This is a genomic window from Demetria terragena DSM 11295, assembly GCF_000376825.1.
Classification (GTDB): domain Bacteria; phylum Actinomycetota; class Actinomycetes; order Actinomycetales; family Dermatophilaceae; genus Demetria; species Demetria terragena.
In genome coordinates, this window is the sequence record NZ_AQXW01000002.1 from 49,737 (window position 1) to 64,950 (window position 15,214).

At 64.2% G+C, this 15,214-nt stretch carries 17 protein-coding genes; 9 read left to right on the plus strand and 8 right to left on the minus strand.

Translation table 11 applies throughout. The features are described from left to right. Positions 1-22 precede the first annotated feature (22 nt). Genes hrcA through F562_RS0101130 form a run of 8 tightly spaced genes read left to right on the plus strand, consistent with a single transcriptional unit; the run spans position 23 to position 7,542 of the window. Positions 23-1,048 (plus strand): heat-inducible transcriptional repressor HrcA, encoded by a 1,026-nt coding sequence (hrcA, locus tag F562_RS0101095; protein ID WP_018155069.1) that lies wholly within the window; start codon positions 23-25, stop codon positions 1,046-1,048. Beyond that, entirely contained in the window at positions 1,045-2,172 is a 1,128-nt protein-coding gene (dnaJ, locus tag F562_RS0101100) for a molecular chaperone DnaJ (protein WP_018155070.1), read from the plus strand. The genes hrcA and dnaJ overlap by 4 nt, the downstream gene beginning before the upstream one ends. 5 nt (positions 2,173-2,177) lie before the next feature. Further along, a complete protein-coding gene (locus F562_RS0101105; protein WP_018155071.1) occupies positions 2,178-2,918 on the plus strand; it encodes a 16S rRNA (uracil(1498)-N(3))-methyltransferase in 741 nt (246 codons plus the stop codon). 44 nt (positions 2,919-2,962) lie between these two features. Then, entirely contained in the window at positions 2,963-4,015 is a 1,053-nt protein-coding gene (locus F562_RS17615; RefSeq protein WP_018155072.1) for a PhoH family protein, read from the plus strand. Further along, positions 4,012-4,503, plus strand: a complete 492-nt coding sequence (gene ybeY / locus F562_RS0101115; RefSeq protein ID WP_026180900.1) for an rRNA maturation RNase YbeY — start codon at positions 4,012-4,014, stop codon at positions 4,501-4,503. The genes F562_RS17615 and ybeY overlap by 4 nt, the downstream gene beginning before the upstream one ends. A gap of 37 nt (positions 4,504-4,540) precedes the next feature. Then, on the plus strand, positions 4,541-5,860 hold the full coding sequence (locus tag F562_RS17620) for a hemolysin family protein (protein WP_040385119.1): 1,320 nt from the start codon (positions 4,541-4,543) through the stop codon (positions 5,858-5,860). A 9-nt stretch (positions 5,861-5,869) separates the two neighbouring features. Next, positions 5,870-6,793, plus strand: a complete 924-nt coding sequence (gene era, locus F562_RS0101125) for a GTPase Era (RefSeq protein ID WP_018155075.1) — start codon at positions 5,870-5,872, stop codon at positions 6,791-6,793. Beyond that, positions 6,793-7,542 (plus strand): class I SAM-dependent methyltransferase, encoded by a 750-nt coding sequence (locus F562_RS0101130; protein WP_018155076.1) that lies wholly within the window; start codon positions 6,793-6,795, stop codon positions 7,540-7,542. The genes era and F562_RS0101130 overlap by 1 nt, the downstream gene beginning before the upstream one ends. Before the next feature lie 9 nt (positions 7,543-7,551). Here F562_RS0101130 and F562_RS0101135 read toward each other — a convergent pair whose 3' ends face one another. Both F562_RS0101135 and F562_RS0101140 read right to left on the minus strand, forming a co-directional pair. After that, on the minus strand, positions 7,552-8,697 hold the full coding sequence (locus tag F562_RS0101135) for a M4 family metallopeptidase (protein ID WP_018155077.1): 1,146 nt from the start codon (positions 8,695-8,697) through the stop codon (positions 7,552-7,554). A gap of 4 nt (positions 8,698-8,701) precedes the next feature. After that, positions 8,702-9,148 (minus strand): DoxX family protein, encoded by a 447-nt coding sequence (locus tag F562_RS0101140; RefSeq protein WP_018155078.1) that lies wholly within the window; start codon positions 9,146-9,148, stop codon positions 8,702-8,704. 212 nt (positions 9,149-9,360) lie between these two features. Here F562_RS0101140 and leuA point away from each other — a divergent pair, with 212 nt between their 5' ends. Continuing rightward, complete coding sequence (leuA, locus tag F562_RS0101145) at positions 9,361-11,103, plus strand: 2-isopropylmalate synthase (protein ID WP_018155079.1); 1,743 nt, start codon at positions 9,361-9,363, stop codon at positions 11,101-11,103. A gap of 13 nt (positions 11,104-11,116) precedes the next feature. Here the strand turns inward: leuA and F562_RS0101150 are convergent, their stop codons facing one another. The 6 genes from F562_RS0101150 to uppS all read right to left on the minus strand — a co-directional run bounded on the left by F562_RS0101150 (position 11,117) and on the right by uppS (position 15,167). Beyond that, positions 11,117-11,419, minus strand: coding sequence for a DUF3349 domain-containing protein (locus F562_RS0101150; RefSeq protein ID WP_018155080.1), 303 nt, complete (start codon positions 11,417-11,419; stop codon positions 11,117-11,119). Positions 11,420-11,428: 9 nt separating this feature from the next. Continuing rightward, positions 11,429-11,710: a hypothetical protein gene (locus F562_RS0101155; RefSeq protein WP_211206413.1), complete on the minus strand. Its 282-nt coding sequence runs from the start codon at positions 11,708-11,710 to the stop codon at positions 11,429-11,431. Beyond that, positions 11,707-12,933: an inorganic phosphate transporter gene (locus F562_RS0101160; protein WP_018155082.1), complete on the minus strand. Its 1,227-nt coding sequence runs from the start codon at positions 12,931-12,933 to the stop codon at positions 11,707-11,709. Before F562_RS0101160 ends, F562_RS0101155 begins: the two co-directional genes overlap by 4 nt. A 75-nt stretch (positions 12,934-13,008) precedes the next feature. Then, positions 13,009-13,815, minus strand: a complete 807-nt coding sequence (locus F562_RS0101165) for a maleylpyruvate isomerase N-terminal domain-containing protein (RefSeq protein WP_018155083.1) — start codon at positions 13,813-13,815, stop codon at positions 13,009-13,011. Between the two features lie 42 nt (positions 13,816-13,857). Beyond that, positions 13,858-14,430 (minus strand): DUF1697 domain-containing protein, encoded by a 573-nt coding sequence (locus F562_RS0101170; protein WP_018155084.1) that lies wholly within the window; start codon positions 14,428-14,430, stop codon positions 13,858-13,860. Then, positions 14,427-15,167, minus strand: a complete 741-nt coding sequence (gene uppS / locus F562_RS0101175; protein ID WP_018155085.1) for a polyprenyl diphosphate synthase — start codon at positions 15,165-15,167, stop codon at positions 14,427-14,429. The genes F562_RS0101170 and uppS overlap by 4 nt, the downstream gene beginning before the upstream one ends. Positions 15,168-15,214: the final 47 nt, after the last annotated feature.

The following is a 15,214-nucleotide window of genomic DNA, read 5'->3' on the forward strand; positions in this document are numbered from 1 at the left end:
TGCTGACGAAGGGTGGTGACTGATGTCCGACGAGCGGAGGCTGCATGTCCTGCGCGCCATCGTGCAGGACTACGTCGCAACGTCTGAGCCGGTGGGGTCCAAGGCGCTCCTGGAGCGCCACCAACTCGGGGTGTCCGCGGCGACCGTTCGCAATGACATGGCCGCCCTCGAGGAGGACGGATATATCGCGGCGCCGCATACGTCCGCCGGTCGTATTCCGACGGACGCCGGCTACCGCTTGTTTGTCGATGAGATCAGCCGCATCAAACCGCTCAGCCGTAGCGAAAGAGTCGCCATTCAGCGGTTCTTGGACGCCTCAGTCGACTTAGATGATGTCGTCGACCGTACGGCCCAGTTGCTCGCATCGCTGACCAACCAGGTCGCTGTGATGCAGTACCCATCGCTCACCCGATCCACGGTGCGCCACGTCGAACTGGTGGCCTTGTCGGCGGACCGTCTGATGGTGGTGCTCATCCTGTCCAACGGCCGCATTGAGCAGCGCGTCATCGACGTAAGCCGGGACCACACGACCGATGACGGTCAAACGGTGATGGGCGACCTGCGCGCGCGAATCAATGCGCTCGCCAACGGTCAGACCCTTGTCGAGGCCGCAGCCAAACTCGTGCCTGTTCCTGAAGCGCTGGCCCCCGATGACCGCTCGACCGGGCAAGCCGTCGTCGCCTCGCTGACCGACATGCTCAAGGAGCAACGCGAGGAACGAGTAGTGCTGGCCGGCACGGCCAATCTGGCGCGGACTGACCACGACACCGCAAACCTCGGCCCAGTGCTTGATGCACTGGAGCAACACGTCGTCCTGCTTCGGTTGCTCGAATCACTCAATGTCGACCGTGACGACCACATCGCGGTCCGGATTGGTGCCGAGAATAGCCACGAAGGACTTCATCACTCATCCGTCGTCACCACGACCTACGGAGCCGGCGGCGTCGCCGGACTCGGAGTGCTCGGACCGACCCGGATGGACTACCCCTCAACCATGGCTGCGGTACGTGCCGTTGCCCGATATGTTTCGGAGATCCTCGACCAGTGAACGACTACTACGCGACGATCGGCGTCTCCCGTGAGGCAAGCGCGGAGGAGATCAAGCGGGCCTACCGAAAGCAGGCGCGCAAGCTTCACCCAGATGTCAACCCCAGCGAAGAAGCCGCCGAACAGTTCAAGGCGCTGTCGCAGGCCTATGAAGTGCTGTCCGACCCGCAGAAGCGCCAGCAGTACGACATGGGCGTGGACCCGTTCGGCGCCCGCGGTGGCGCTGGTCAGGGTCAGGGTTTCTCCTTCACCGACATCATGGACGCCTTCTTCGGCGGCGGCTCACCGACCGGCGGGCGCGGTCCGCGCAGCCGGGAGCAGCGTGGCCAAGATGCCCTGGTCCCGCTGGAGATCGACCTGCGGGACGCAGTCTTTGGCGGCGAGTCCGACCTGACCTTCGATACCGCAGTGACCTGTCAAGTCTGTTCCGGTGAGGGCTCCCGTCCGGGCACGGGCAAGCGCACCTGTGGTGTCTGCAATGGCGTGGGCCAGGTGCAAGAGATTCAAAACTCCTTCCTGGGCCAGGTACGCACGACGCGGCCCTGCGGATCATGCCGTGGATTCGGCGAAGTCATCACCGACCCGTGCTTCGACTGCTCGGGTGAGGGGCGCGTACGCGACCGCCGCACGATCTCGTTGAAGGTTCCGGCAGGAGTGGACACCGGCACCCGTATCCAGCTGGGCGGCGAGGGCGAGGCTGGCCCTGGTGGTGGCCCGAGCGGCGACCTTTATGTCGAGATCCACGTTCGCAAGCACTCGGTCTTCCAGCGCCAGGCTGATGACCTGCATTGCTCGGTCGAGGTACCCATGACTGCGGCGGCGCTCGGTACCACGCTTACTCTTGACACCTTTGACGGCGAGCGCGAACTAGAGATCAAGGCGGGCACCCAGCCCGGTGAGGTGCTGACCCTGCGCGGGCAGGGCGTGACACATCTGCGCTCCTCCGCGCGCGGTGACCTGCATGTTCACGCCAATGTGCGGACGCCGACCAAGGTCGACCATCAACAGGAAGAGTTGCTGCGCCAATTGGCCAAGGAGCGCGGTGAAGAAACTCCCGACGGGCGCCTCCAACCTGTGAACCAGGGCATCTTCGGGCGTCTGCGGGACGCTTTCGCCGGACGGTAACCGGTGTGACCGCGCCGCTTTTTCACACTGCACCGGACGCGCTCGCAGGGCTCGCGGTCGGCGCCCGGGTTCTGCTGGACGGTCCGGAAGGGCGACATGCCGCGGCGGTACGCCGCCTCACGGTCGGTGAACCCGCACTCTTGGCCGACGGGTCAGGACGCCTCGCGCACTGCACCGCGACCGAGGTGACCAAGGCGGAGGTCACCTTCGTGGTCGACGCGCTCACTCAACACCCAGTCGAACAGCCGCGCTTCGTCCTGGTGCAGGCTCTGGCCAAGGACGGACGGGACCTTCAGGCCATCGAATCGGCCACCGAGCTGGGCGTCGATGTGGTGGTGCCCTGGCAGGCGCAGCGATCCATCGTGCAGTGGCGCGAAGAGCGCGCCACCAAGGCGCACGCCAAGTGGGAGGGCACGGTTCGCGCCGCCGCAAAACAGTCCCGGCGGGCTCGAGTTCCGCAGGTCGCCGAATTGACCCGACGCACGGAACTACTGGCACGCGTCGCCGAGTCCGCGCTCACCCTGATCCTTCACGAGGACGCCGACACTTCCCTGGCGGGCATTGAACTCCCCGCCACGGGCGACGTGGTGGTCATCGTGGGGCCGGAGGGCGGGATCTCGCCCGAGGAGGTGGCGGACTTGCAGGCGGCAGGGGGCCATTGCGTGGGGCTCGGGCCGAACGTGCTGCGGGCCTCTACCGCTGGCCCGGCAGCGCTCGCCGTCCTCGCGTCGCGATCCCGTTGGTAAACGCGTTCGCACTGTCGCAGCACCTCCGTACACTGGACGGCGAGATGACAGACGACTCCCAAGGCGCAAGCGCCACCCACGTTCCTTCTACGCCTGCTGGCGGCGACCGTCGAACCTTCACGATTCCACCTGAAGTGCAGATGGTGACCCTGCTAGGCCCCCGCGACGAACTGCTGAGAACCATGGAGAGGGCACTTCCACGCGTTCAATTGCATGTGCGGGGCAATGAGTTCAGCGCCGAAGGCCCGGCCGCCGACCTCGCCATTCTCGATGATCTGATCGCCGAATTGCTCACCATCATCCAGGCCGGGCACCCACTTAATCGGGATGCGGTCGAGCGCTCGATCGGCATGCTTCAGGCCAGCACGCGCGAACGCCCTGCGGACGTCCTGACGACCAACATCATCAGTAGCCGCGGGCGAACCATCCGGCCAAAGACGTTGGGGCAGAAGCAATACATCGACTCGATTGATGGGCACACCATCGTGTTCGGTATCGGACCAGCCGGCACGGGCAAGACCTACCTCGCGATGGCGAAGGCGGTCGCCGCATTGCAGGCCAAGCAGGTCAATCGGATCATCCTGACGCGCCCGGCGGTCGAGGCCGGAGAGCGATTGGGATTCCTGCCCGGTTCACTCAACGACAAGATCGACCCCTATCTGCGCCCGCTGTATGACGCGCTGCACGACATGGTCGACCCCGACTCGATCCCGCGCCTCATGGCCTCCGGCACCGTGGAAGTGGCGCCGTTGGCGTTTATGCGAGGGCGTTCCCTCAATGATTCCTTTGTCATCCTCGACGAAGCGCAGAACACCTCGCCCGAGCAGATGAAGATGTTCCTCACCCGGCTCGGGTTCGGCTCGAAGATGGTCGTTACCGGTGATACCACCCAGGTCGATCTGCCGACCGGAACCACCTCAGGACTGCGGATCGTGCAGGACATCCTGGGCGATGTTGAGGACGTGCACTTCGCCCGGTTGAGCGCCCAGGATGTTGTCCGCCATCGATTGGTGAGCGACATCGTCGAGGCTTATGGGCGATGGGATGCACGGGCGACGGGCCGTGCCGCGGGCACCTCGATCAGTGATGCGCCATGAGTATTGATGTGCTGAACGAGACCGAGATCGAGGTCGACCTCGAAGAACTCCACGAGTGTGCGCGCTTCACCATGGACGAACTGCACGTCCATCCGCAGGCTGATCTGTGCGTACGGGTCATCGACGAAGCCGCGATGGAGATCCTGCACGTTCGGTGGATGGACCTTCCCGGTCCGACGGACGTCATGAGTTTTCCCATGGACGAACTGCGGCCAGGTAGCGAGGGCGAGCCCTCCGAGGAGGGCGTTCTTGGTGACATCGTGCTGTGTCCGACCGTCGCGGCGGCGCAGGCTGCTGCCGCAGGCCACACCACCCAAGAAGAACTCTTGTTGCTCACCGTGCACGGGGTGCTGCACCTGCTGGGCTACGACCATGCGGAGCCCCAGGAGCGGGACGAAATGTTTGATCTGCAACGGCGCTTGTTGCTGAGTTTCCTTGCTCGCCGCGGCGACGGTCAGCCGCGCATCAACCCACCGAGCGGCTCATGACTAGCCTGGCGCGTTCGAGCACGCGGGAGGTCGGGCGATGACTTTACTCGTGTTGTGCGCCGTTCTCAGCGTCGTCATCGCCTTTGCCTTCGCGTTGATCGAGTCCGCGATTTCCCGGGTCGGAACCGGCCACGCCGAAGAACTCGCGGAGTCCGGCCGAAGCGGAGGCCTGGCCCTGCAATCTGTCGTAGCCGACCGTAGCGCGGTCGTGATGGTCCTGACGTTCTTGCGGGTGCTATCGGAAGCTGCGACCGCCGTACTCGTCACGTTGGCGGTCCAGCAGATCGTGGATGGTTTCTGGGTTGAGTTGTTGCTCGCGATCAGCATCATGGGGCTCGCGAGCTTCCTGCTCGTCGGCGTCTCACCGCGCACGCTCGGGCGCCAGCACGCTGACAGCGTGGCGCTGGCGGCAGCGCCAGCCGTGGGGGCTTTGCGCAAGTTGCTCGCTCCCGTCGTTCGCCTTCTGGTGCTGGTGGGCAATGCGGTGACCCCGGGCCGTGGCTACCGGGACGGACCATTCGAAACCGAAGCCGAACTGCGCGAGTTCGTTGATTTCGCCGGTGAGTCTCTGCTCATTGAGGACGACGAGCGCAAGATGCTGCACTCGGTCTTCGACTTGGGCGACACGCTGGCGCGTGAAGTGATGGTCCCGCGTACCGACATGATCTTTATCGACGGAACCAAAAACCTTCGACAAGCCATGAATCTCTTTGTGCGATCAGGCTTTTCGCGCCTCCCTGTAGTCGACGGCGGTCCGGACGATGTCGAGGGCTTGGTCTATTTCAAGGATGTGTCTCGGCGAGTGTTCGCCGACCATCGCAACGAAAGTCGTCCGGTGACGGACGTGATGCGGCCGGTCGCGTTCATCCCCGACACCAAGCCTGCCGACGACTTGTTGCGCGAGATGCAGGTCGAGCGCCGACACTTCTCGGTCGTCATCGACGAATACGGCGGTACCGCGGGCCTAGTGACGATGGAAGACATCGTCGAAGAGATCGTTGGCGAGATCGATGACGAGTACGACACGATCAGTCCGCAGGTCGCGCACCTTGACGATGGTTCTGTGCGCGTTCCTGCCCGCCTCGAGATCGATGACCTGTGCGAACTGCTGGACGTCACGATCGAAGAGGAAGACGTCGAGACCGTGGGTGGCTTGCTGTCCAAGTTGGTCGGTCGAGTCCCGATCCCCGGAGCCGCTGGGGAGATCAGTGGTCTGCGGTTGACCGCCGACCGTGTCGCGGGACGACGACACCAGTTGGCGACCGTGGTCGTGGAACGAGTCGGAGACCTCGATGACGAGGCACTCGAAGGCGAGGACCCGCAGGACCATACTGAGGACTCGGACACCCAGAAATGAGACATCGGAATGAGTGACTACCGTGCTGGATTCGCATGCTTGGTGGGGCGACCCAATGCCGGAAAGTCGACGCTGACCAACGCGCTCATCGGCAGCAAGGTGGCGATTACCTCAAGCAAGCCACAGACCACCCGCCACACCATTCGAGCGATCATCACCAACGATGAGTCCCAGTTGGTTCTGGTGGACACGCCGGGGCTGCACAAGCCGCGGACCTTGCTAGGCGAACGCCTCAACCACCTCGTACGCGAGACCCTGCTCGAGGTCGATGTCGTCGGATTCTGCCTTCCCGCGGACCAGAAGATCGGCCCGGGTGATGCCTTCATCGCCGCCGAACTGGCCGAGATCAGGCAGGGCAAGAAGGTCCCGATCGTCGCGATCGCGACGAAGACCGACACGGTCTCCAAAGATCGAGTCGCCCAACATCTCATGGCCATCGACCAGCTCGGCAACAAGTTCGCGGCGTTCGACGACATCGTGCCGTGCTCGGCGACCGCAGACGTCCAAGTTGACGTCGTGGCGCGCGTGCTCACGGGGCATCTTCCGGCCTCACCGAAGCTTTACCCCGATGACATGCTCACCGAAGAAACCGACACGGTACGCATCGCAGAGTTGGTGCGGGAGGCAGCGCTCGAAGGCGTGCGAGACGAGTTGCCGCACAGCTTGGCCGTGGTCGTGGAGGAGATGGTTCCACGCGAGGACCGACCGGCAGACAAGCCACTTCTGGATGTACGAGTCAACGTGTTCGTTGAGAGGTCATCGCAGAAGGCCATCGTCATCGGTCGGGGTGGGTCGCGACTGCGGGAAGTCGGGACCAATGCCCGTCGGCAGATCGAAGAGCTCCTCGGCCAGAAGGTCTACCTCGACCTACACGTCAAGATCGCCAAAGACTGGCAGCGCGACCCGAACCAGTTGAGCAAGTTGGGATTCTGATGCGTGACTATGAAGCATGGGCGGAGTTCGGCGATGTACTGCGACTACCGATCGACCCAGAACGCGATGTCGCTGCGTCCATTCCGTGGGAGCAGGCTGGCTTCCAAGCACACCTGCCGTTGATCGACGTCGGACCAGGCAGCGGTGTGACGACCGTCGTGCTGGCCGAGACCTTCCCTGACGCGGAGATCGTGGCCGTCGAGCCCGACCTGTTGATGCGGTCGCTGCTCATGACCCGGCTGGCCGAGCGCTCCGGCGTTCGGGAGCGAACTACGGTGTTGCCTGGCGTAATTCAGGAGACTTGGTTGCCGGCCGAGTGTGGGGGAGCACTGCTGTTCAACGTCATCTACTTCCTTGGCGAACGCGAGCGCGAGCGTTTCTGGCATCGGATGGCCGACGTACTCGTGCCAGGCGCGTCGGTGCTGATGAGCCGGTCCTACGGCGGTGCTGGCGAGGTCGATGTTGAACGCAAACTGGTCAGTTCTGGCACGGTCGGTCGCCACGAATACCAACGCTGGTATGCCTCACACGCCCTTGGCGACGGGCGTGTGGAGATCATCAACCAGTTCCAGGTGCTGCGCGACGGTGAAGTCGTGCGTGATGAGGAGACCCGGATCACGCCGTACGGCCTGGGCGAGGACCGCATTGTCGATGAGATCCCCGTTGGCGCGTTCGGCATCGAGGAGATCGACGAGCGCTACCTCGCGATCCGGCGGCATCCCGATCTCGCCCGCCGCAAGCGCCGCTAGCCCTGAGCGTTAGAGGACCTGAACCCCGGCCCAACCCTGTTCGACGGCCTGCTGCTCGGTGCTTCCCTGCCCGAAGCGGTCGCCAGCGGCGGTGATGGTGGCGCGAGCGAAGGTGGCGAAGTCGGAGTCTTTGGGGAGAGTTCGAGAGGTCAGGACGTCGTACCAGATCTGGCCGGCGCGCTCCCATGCGTGTCCGCCGATCGCGGTCGCTGCGAGATAGAACGCACGGTTCGGGATGCCGGAGTTGATGTGCACTCCGCCGTTGTCGTGCTCCTCATCGTGCGGCAGGTCTTGGTAGTCGGTCATCGACGCAGGCTGTGGGTCCTTGCCGATCCGCGGGTCGTCATAGGCCGTTCCCGGCGCCTTCATCGAGCGCAAGCCCACGCCGTTAATGCCTTCGGCGTAGAGGTTGGCGCCGATAATCCAGTCGGCTTGCTCGGCGGTCTGGCCCAGGATGCGCTGCTTGACCAATGACCCAAAGACATCCGAGACGGATTCGTTGAGCGCACCAGGTTGTGCGACATAGGTCAGGCCGGCGGTGTATTGGGTGATCCCGTGCGCCAACTCGTGGGCGATGATGTCGACGCTGTCCGTCATCGACGCCAGCAACACGCCGTCGCCATCGCCAAAGATCATCTGCTCACCGTCCCAGATGGCATTCGCATAATTGCGGTCGTAGTGGACTGTGGCGACCAGCGCGAGACCTCGATCGTCGAGCGAGTTGCGCCCGTAGATGTCGGCAAAGAGATCGAAGGTGTGACCGAGGCCCTCGTAGGCCTCGTTGGCATCGCTATCTTCGACGGCAGGGTCGCCTTCAGCGCGCACCAGTTCACCGGGAAGCGCGGTGCTGTTGCCTGCGTCGTGGATCGCGCGCTTTGGTGCGACATCGACAGCAGCGGCGTCGTTCTGGTCTGCATCTGGGGTCGTGGTGATCGCTGTTCGGGCTCGGCTGCGCAGGTCAGGCGGGATGATGCCAGTGTTGCCGCGAGCCTCCCGGTCTGGGCCGCTGTGGGCAGCTTTCACACTGCGCCGCGCGGCAACTTCTGGTCGAAGGGCCAGGGTGTGTTGGGCGCATTCGGCGACCCGGCGGTCGTCGTCTTGAGCGAGCCGCTGGAGCAGGTGAGGCGGAATGATGAAGCACGGTGTGGTCGTCATGTCGTTACTCTGCCCGCTGGGACTGACAGTCGGTCGGTACGGCGCGTTCGGGAATGGCGGCCGACCACAGCGCGCCGGAAATCAGCAGCGGCTGGCCGAACAACCGGGCTAACCGCTTGGCGTCGGTGTCCAGGCCGAAGGCGGTGATGCCCTCGACGTACTGCGCGACGTTGCCGGGAAAGACCAGCACAAAGAACACCGCGAGCACGAGCCCGGTGATCCGGCGATATCGGGGCAGTGCGAGTAGTGCTATGCCGAGTCCAATTTCGAGGACGCCTGAAGCCAGAACCACGAAGTCCTCGTTGACCGGCAACCATTCGGGCACCTGCGCGTGGAAATCCTGCCGACCCACGGTCAGGTGCGCCAAGCCAGCCAGCACCATGAATGCGCCGAGGACAAGGCGGGTGACGTTTTGGGAGCGCGTCGCGACGGCCCGATCGAAGACACCCATGGGTGCACCGTATGCCCGCCCAGGCGAGGTTGCTGGACAGAGCGGGAGGGCATTTGGTTAGAGTGACCCCGTGCGGATCGCGTTGCTTCTCCTTCGCTGCCGCGGCGAGGCCTAGTTCTTCGGCCTTCCTCGCCGCGGAGTCTCGCCCTGCGGCCGGAATCTCCTGCACGACTTTGTGATTCGTGCCCACCCCAAAGAACTCCGAGGCGAGAATGATCCACCCCCAGCAGCCCACGTCCATGCCGGCTCGCAAGTACGAGCCCTTCCAGCAGCAGATCGCCGTCGACCTGCCAGATCGCACCTGGCCGGACAAGGTCATCACCAAGGCGCCCCGCTGGTGCGCGGTAGACCTGCGCGACGGCAACCAGGCCCTGATCGACCCAATGAACTCCGAGCGCAAGATGCGCATGTTCAGCTTGCTCGTGAGCATGGGCTACAAGGAGATCGAGGTCGGCTTTCCGAGCGCGAGCCAGACCGACTTTGACTTCGTCCGGGAGCTCATCGAGGGCAACCACATTCCCGATGACGTCACCATTCAGGTCCTGACGCAGTGCCGGGACCACCTCATCGAGCGCACCTTCGATTCCATCCGCGGAGCCAAGAGCGCGATCGTGCACTTCTATAACTCCACATCAATCCTGCAGCGCCGGGTGGTCTTCGGCCTGGATCAGGACGGCATCATCGATATCGCGCTGCAGGGCGCGCGGCTGTGTAAGAAGCTGGAGGAGACGGTCGCTGACACCGACGTCTACTACCAATACTCGCCAGAGTCCTACACCGGCACCGAACTGGAGTTCGCGGCACGCATCTGCAATGAGGTCATCGGGGTCATTGACCCCACACCGGACCACCCGATGATCATCAATCTGCCCGCCACCGTCGAGATGGCGACACCCAATATCTACGCCGACTCCATTGAGTGGATGAGCCGCCATTTGGATCGGCGCGAGTCGGTGCGTCTGTCCCTTCACCCGCACAACGACCGGGGCGAAGGGGTCGCGGCGGCCGAGCTCGGATACCTCGCCGGAGCCGACCGCATCGAAGGGTGCTTGTTTGGCAACGGCGAACGTACCGGCAACGTCTGCCTGGTCACGCTCGGAATGAACCTCTTCAGCCAAGGTATCGACCCCGAAATCGACTTCTCCGACATGGACGCGATCCGGCGGACCGTTGAGCACTGCAACCAGTTGCCGGTTCACGAGCGCCACCCGTGGGGCGGTGACTTGGTCTACACCGCCTTCTCTGGCTCTCACCAGGACGCCATCAAAAAGGGTTTCGAGGACATGGATCGGCAGGCTGCGGACACCGGCAAGGAGATCAACGATCTGGTGTGGGGCGTGCCTTATTTGCCGATTGATCCGCATGACATCGGTCGCTCCTATGAGGCCGTCGTTCGGGTCAACAGCCAGTCCGGCAAGGGCGGGGTGGCTTACATCCTCAAGAGTGAGCGGCAGTTGGACCTACCGCGCCGGTTGCAGGTCGAGTTCAGTGGCGCGGTCCAGGCGCACAGCGACCAGCAGGGTGGCGAGTTCAGCGCCGAACAGCTCTGGCAGATTTTCCAGAACGAGTACATCCCCGGCGCCGATGGCGATGGCCAGGCATGGGGTCGGTTCACGCCGATCACGCACTCGGTCGAGAGCACGGCCGATGGCGACCGGATCACGGCCACGATGACTGACCGCGAGCAGAACGGTGCCGAGGTCACCATCGAGGGATACGGCAACGGCCCGATCGCCGCGTTCGCCAACGCGCTCTCCACGCTCGGAGTCGACGTACGCGTCCTCGACTACGCCGAGCATGCGATGTCGGCCGGTGAGGGCGCCCAGGCGGCGGCCTATGTCGAAGCCGCGATCGGCGACCGGGTGCTGTGGGGCGTCGGTCTGCATTCCTCGATCGTGAAGGCCTCGCTGACGGCCGTGCTATCCGCCGTGAACCGGGCGTTGCGCGACCAGTAGGCACAGGAACGCACTACGCGCGGTGGTCAGGCTCAGTTCCTGGCCACCCGTGCACGTGCAACCTGCGCGCGACGCGATTGATGTCAGCCTGCGAGGGGAGGGCATCGGTGATTTGGGTGATGTGCACACCGATGTCGGTATGGCTCATGTCTTCAATGCTGGCCGCAAGTTCCTCGGCAACCTCACGGACTTCGTCCTCGGTGAGGCCACGTCGCAGGAGAGCCAGCAGGGGGATGTAGTCGGTGGGCGGAACGCCAGCGGGATAGCCCGCCTGCAGCCAGTCGACCACTGACCGCAACTTGTTGTTGAGTGTCATGGCAGGGCGTCAGTTGAAAGGTAGCGGCAACTCGACGTCGAACCCGGAGGCCACGATGGCGCCGATACCGCCAAGGACGCCGAGCACTACGAAGGCGAAGCACAGGACCGAGAGCGCCCGACTCGAGCGGCGACCAAAAGGCGTGACGGGTTCACCGTCGTGCGCTTCCGCGGAGATTGCGGCTGTGCGTACTCCGACGGCAAAGAGGACCGGAAGGCCTGCACCAATGAGGAGCCCGATGATGAGGACCTTCCAGGCGCCGTCGACGGCGAGGACGATGTTCTCCATCATGAGGAGACCTTCTTCTGCTCAGCACCGAGGATCTCGTTGACTGCAGGTTCGGGAGACCACTCGTCGGTGACGTTGTCGGCGCTGACCGGCTCACGGCGCGATCGGGCATACATCAAGCCGGACAAGACCAGCAGGATGCCGAAGACGACGAGCGGGCCAGCCATGCCACCGAAGGCGTGACCGATCACCCACATCAAAGCGCCCACCATCCCCGCTGCCGGCAGGGTGATGAGCCACGCAACGACCATGCGTCCGGCGGTACGCCACCGCACCTGCGCACGCCGCCCGAGACCCGATCCGAGAATTGATCCGGTCGCGACGTGCGTGGTGGAAAGCGCAAACCCCATGTGGCTTGAGACGAGGATGACTGCGGCGGATGAGCTTTCCGCAGCGAACCCTTGGCGGGGTTGGACATCGACCAAGCCCTTGCCCATCGTGCGGATAATGCGCCAACCACCGACGTAGGTGCCGAGCGCGATAGCCAGGGCACAGGCCACCTTGACCCAGAAGGGGATGGAATCAGTGCTGGTCCAGTCGCCCGCAGCGATCAACGCCAGAGTGATGACACCCATCGTCTTCTGAGCATCGTTGGTGCCGTGCGCCAGCGAAATGAGTGAGGAACTACCGATCTGTCCCCAACGGAAACTGCGGTCGGTGTAGTGCTCACTCACCCGCCGAGTAATGCGATAGATCAACCACGTCCCCAAGCCCGCCACGCATGCGGCAATCACGGGCGAGAACATCGCGGGCAACATGACCTTGCCGATCACGCCGTCGAGCTTGTCGCCATGCCCGATCCACTTCACCCCACCGGTGCCGAGCGCCGCGATAGCCGAGCCAACCAGGCCACCAAACAACGCGTGGGAAGACGAGGATGGCAATCCAAACAGCCAGGTGGCGAGGTTCCAGATGATGCCGCCCACCAGACCGGCGAGCACGATCAGGAGCAGGTCGTAGCCACCGTTGGTTAAAAACTCGGGTCGGGGCGCGCCTGAGGGGTCCTGAATATTGATGACCGCGTTGGTCACGGTGAGAGCTACCTCAACCGACAAGAACGCGCCGACCAGATTGAGAACAGCGCAGAGGGTGACTGCCGCCTTGGGGCGCAACGCGCCTGTCGCGATGGGCGTCGCCATCGCATTACCGGTGTCATGGAAGCCATTGGTGAAATCGAAGGCCAAGGCCGTAATCACGACAAGGATGAGGATGACGGTTGCTGTCACAGCCTTAGTGTGCCGCGTTCACCGGCTGTTGTGCACATCGTGGTGGCGTGTTTGCGATTCAGAAACAATTGGGCTTCACGCGACGCCGTCGTTGACGACCGCCACGACGTGGTCCAGCGCGGCGGAGTCTCCCTCCAGGACGGGGAAATGCGGGGCTGGGCGGCCCCACAGATAGAGGTCCAGGTCCATCGCGTCCGCGCTCATCTCTCCCGCGACAGCCTCGCCCTGGTCGTCGCTTCTGGCGCGCCACGAAGCGATGTCGACCTCCTCGCCGTCGCGGTCCGTTCCCACGAACCGGCCGAGATCAAGAACCCAGCTCAGGTCGGTGTCCGTTGCCCGCATTCGAGCGGTACGCCCGTCAGGGGTGAACTCGCCCCACGCGGGGTGGTTCCCGTGGATGATGCGCAGGGCCTCATCCACGCCGTCGCTCGCAAACTCGGGGTCGATGGGAGAAATCGGCAGTCCTGCGGTGAGCTCGGCGTCAACGCGGTGGATCAGCGCCTCATGGGCCTGGCGTCGGCCGAGGTATTCCACCTGATGCAGAGAGGTGTCCGCCACCCACATCCACCGCGGCTCGCTGGGATCGGTCTCAGCAACGAGGTGATGCAGTCGGGCGCTCTCCCGAGCGAAGAGCGCCAGCAGACCCTCGCGGTCAGCAGGACGCTCAATGTCGACCAGGTCAATGATCTGTTGGGTGTCGCGCAGGTCCTCGGCGATGACCGACGCCCAGAACCACTGCACGTCGCCACCGAGGTGCCACAGCAGGTCGTCCGCGTCCCAGTCGGGACAGGTCGGGACCCGGTCAGTGGGCGCGGTCTGGCCGATCGCATCGAGGAACCGCGCCGACTCGGCGCGAAGGTGGTGGGCAAAGTCGAGGCTCATGATGGCGAGCGTAGCGATGGTGGGTGGGCTGCGTCGCGCGACTTACGGCGTGCGGGGCGGCATGACTTCGGCGGCCGCCAGTATGCGAATCAGGGTTCGGCCGTTGCGGGTCGTCACCGCCGATGTGTAGCGCTTCAGTGGTTGTTTAGATTGCGCTTTCGCGAAGGGAGTGCCGAGGGAATCGCCCACAGGGCAGGTCCAGGCGAGCGCCTCGGGGGACAGGCGCCGATGCTCTTGGGCCAGCTCGCGGGCGGCCTGCTCCCAGGCGTCCAGCGCAGTGGGGTCCGAGGCCAGGGTGAGATAGGCGTGCATCGCACGGTCGTCGAACGGGTACGGGCAGCGGTCAGCAAGATCTGTGACCTCCGCGAGGCTGAGCACGACCACCTTGGCATCGTGGTCGAACTCTTCCCGCAGTGCGCTCTCGACGAGGGTTTGGAGTTCGGCTGATTCGTGCGGCGTGCGGACGACCGCGTTGCCGCTGGCAAGGACGGTCTTGACGGCGGTGACATCCGGGATGCCTTTGAGGCAGGCCGTCAACCTGGCCGACTTCACCTGGTATCCGCCGACGTTCACCCCGCGCAGAAGAATCACCTGAAGCGGTGCTTCCGCGGTCACTGGTCTGCTCGGCGGTCCGTCGCGTCGGCGTATTGCTGGAGTGCGGCGATGAAGTCGCGGCGGGCAAACGCCGGCCACATCTTGTTGCTGACCACGATCTCGGCGTTGGTGGTCTGCCAGGGGCAGAATCCAGACAGCCGATGCTCCCCGCTGGTGCGAATCACCAGGTCGATGTCTTTCGCCGGGCCGCCCGCGAGGGATTGCGTGACTCGGTCGACGTCGAGGTTGGCCATCGCGGTCGATCCGGAGTCGCGTAGGAGCGACCGGCGTACGGCGTCCACGATGTCTTGGCGTCCGTCATAGGCGATAGCGACCGTGACATGACGCGGCCTGCCAAGGGTCTGCTGACAGGCAGTCCTCAGTGCAGACTGGGTCGATTCGGGAAGTAGGCCAAGGTCTCCCGACAGGTGCAATTGCCATGCGGGCGAGCCGACAATCGCCGCGGGCAGCGTCGTTTCGATGACGTCGTGTAGTCCGGTGACTTCGTCGGATTCGCGCTTGCGCAGGTTGTCGGCGGAGGCGATATAGACCGTGACGTGCTCGATCCCGGCGTCCTGGGCCCAGATGAGCAGGTCGCGTACGTGCTCAGCGCCATGGCGGTGACCAACCGTGGGTGAGGTGTAGCCCGCGGCTCGCGCCCACCGACGATTGCCATCGATGATGACGCCGAGGTGCCGGGGGCGGACCGGGAGCCGTTGGAGGCGTCGACTACCGAGGCGGCTCTGAAGCACAGTCATGACGCTCACCTGACGCACCGTAGAGAGTGTCTGCGGTGCGGTGGCGG

Coding starts and splice junctions, on each gene's coding strand:
- F562_RS0101165 (WP_018155083.1), bottom strand. CDS start 13,815: ATGAGCCTCGACTTTGCCCACCACCTTCGCGCCGAGTCGGCGCGGTTC.
- F562_RS0101155 (WP_211206413.1), bottom strand. CDS start 11,710: ATGATGGAGAACATCGTCCTCGCCGTCGACGGCGCCTGGAAGGTCCTC.
- F562_RS0101130 (WP_018155076.1), top strand. CDS start 6,793: ATGCGTGACTATGAAGCATGGGCGGAGTTCGGCGATGTACTGCGACTA.
- F562_RS0101140 (WP_018155078.1), bottom strand. CDS start 9,148: ATGGGTGTCTTCGATCGGGCCGTCGCGACGCGCTCCCAAAACGTCACC.
- uppS (WP_018155085.1), bottom strand. CDS start 15,167: ATGACTGTGCTTCAGAGCCGCCTCGGTAGTCGACGCCTCCAACGGCTC.
- era (WP_018155075.1), top strand. CDS start 5,870: ATGAGTGACTACCGTGCTGGATTCGCATGCTTGGTGGGGCGACCCAAT.
- F562_RS17615 (WP_018155072.1), top strand. CDS start 2,963: ATGACAGACGACTCCCAAGGCGCAAGCGCCACCCACGTTCCTTCTACG.
- ybeY (WP_026180900.1), top strand. CDS start 4,012: ATGAGTATTGATGTGCTGAACGAGACCGAGATCGAGGTCGACCTCGAA.
- F562_RS0101135 (WP_018155077.1), bottom strand. CDS start 8,697: ATGACGACCACACCGTGCTTCATCATTCCGCCTCACCTGCTCCAGCGG.
- F562_RS17620 (WP_040385119.1), top strand. CDS start 4,541: ATGACTTTACTCGTGTTGTGCGCCGTTCTCAGCGTCGTCATCGCCTTT.
- hrcA (WP_018155069.1), top strand. CDS start 23: ATGTCCGACGAGCGGAGGCTGCATGTCCTGCGCGCCATCGTGCAGGAC.
- F562_RS0101150 (WP_018155080.1), bottom strand. CDS start 11,419: ATGACACTCAACAACAAGTTGCGGTCAGTGGTCGACTGGCTGCAGGCG.
- leuA (WP_018155079.1), top strand. CDS start 9,361: ATGATCCACCCCCAGCAGCCCACGTCCATGCCGGCTCGCAAGTACGAG.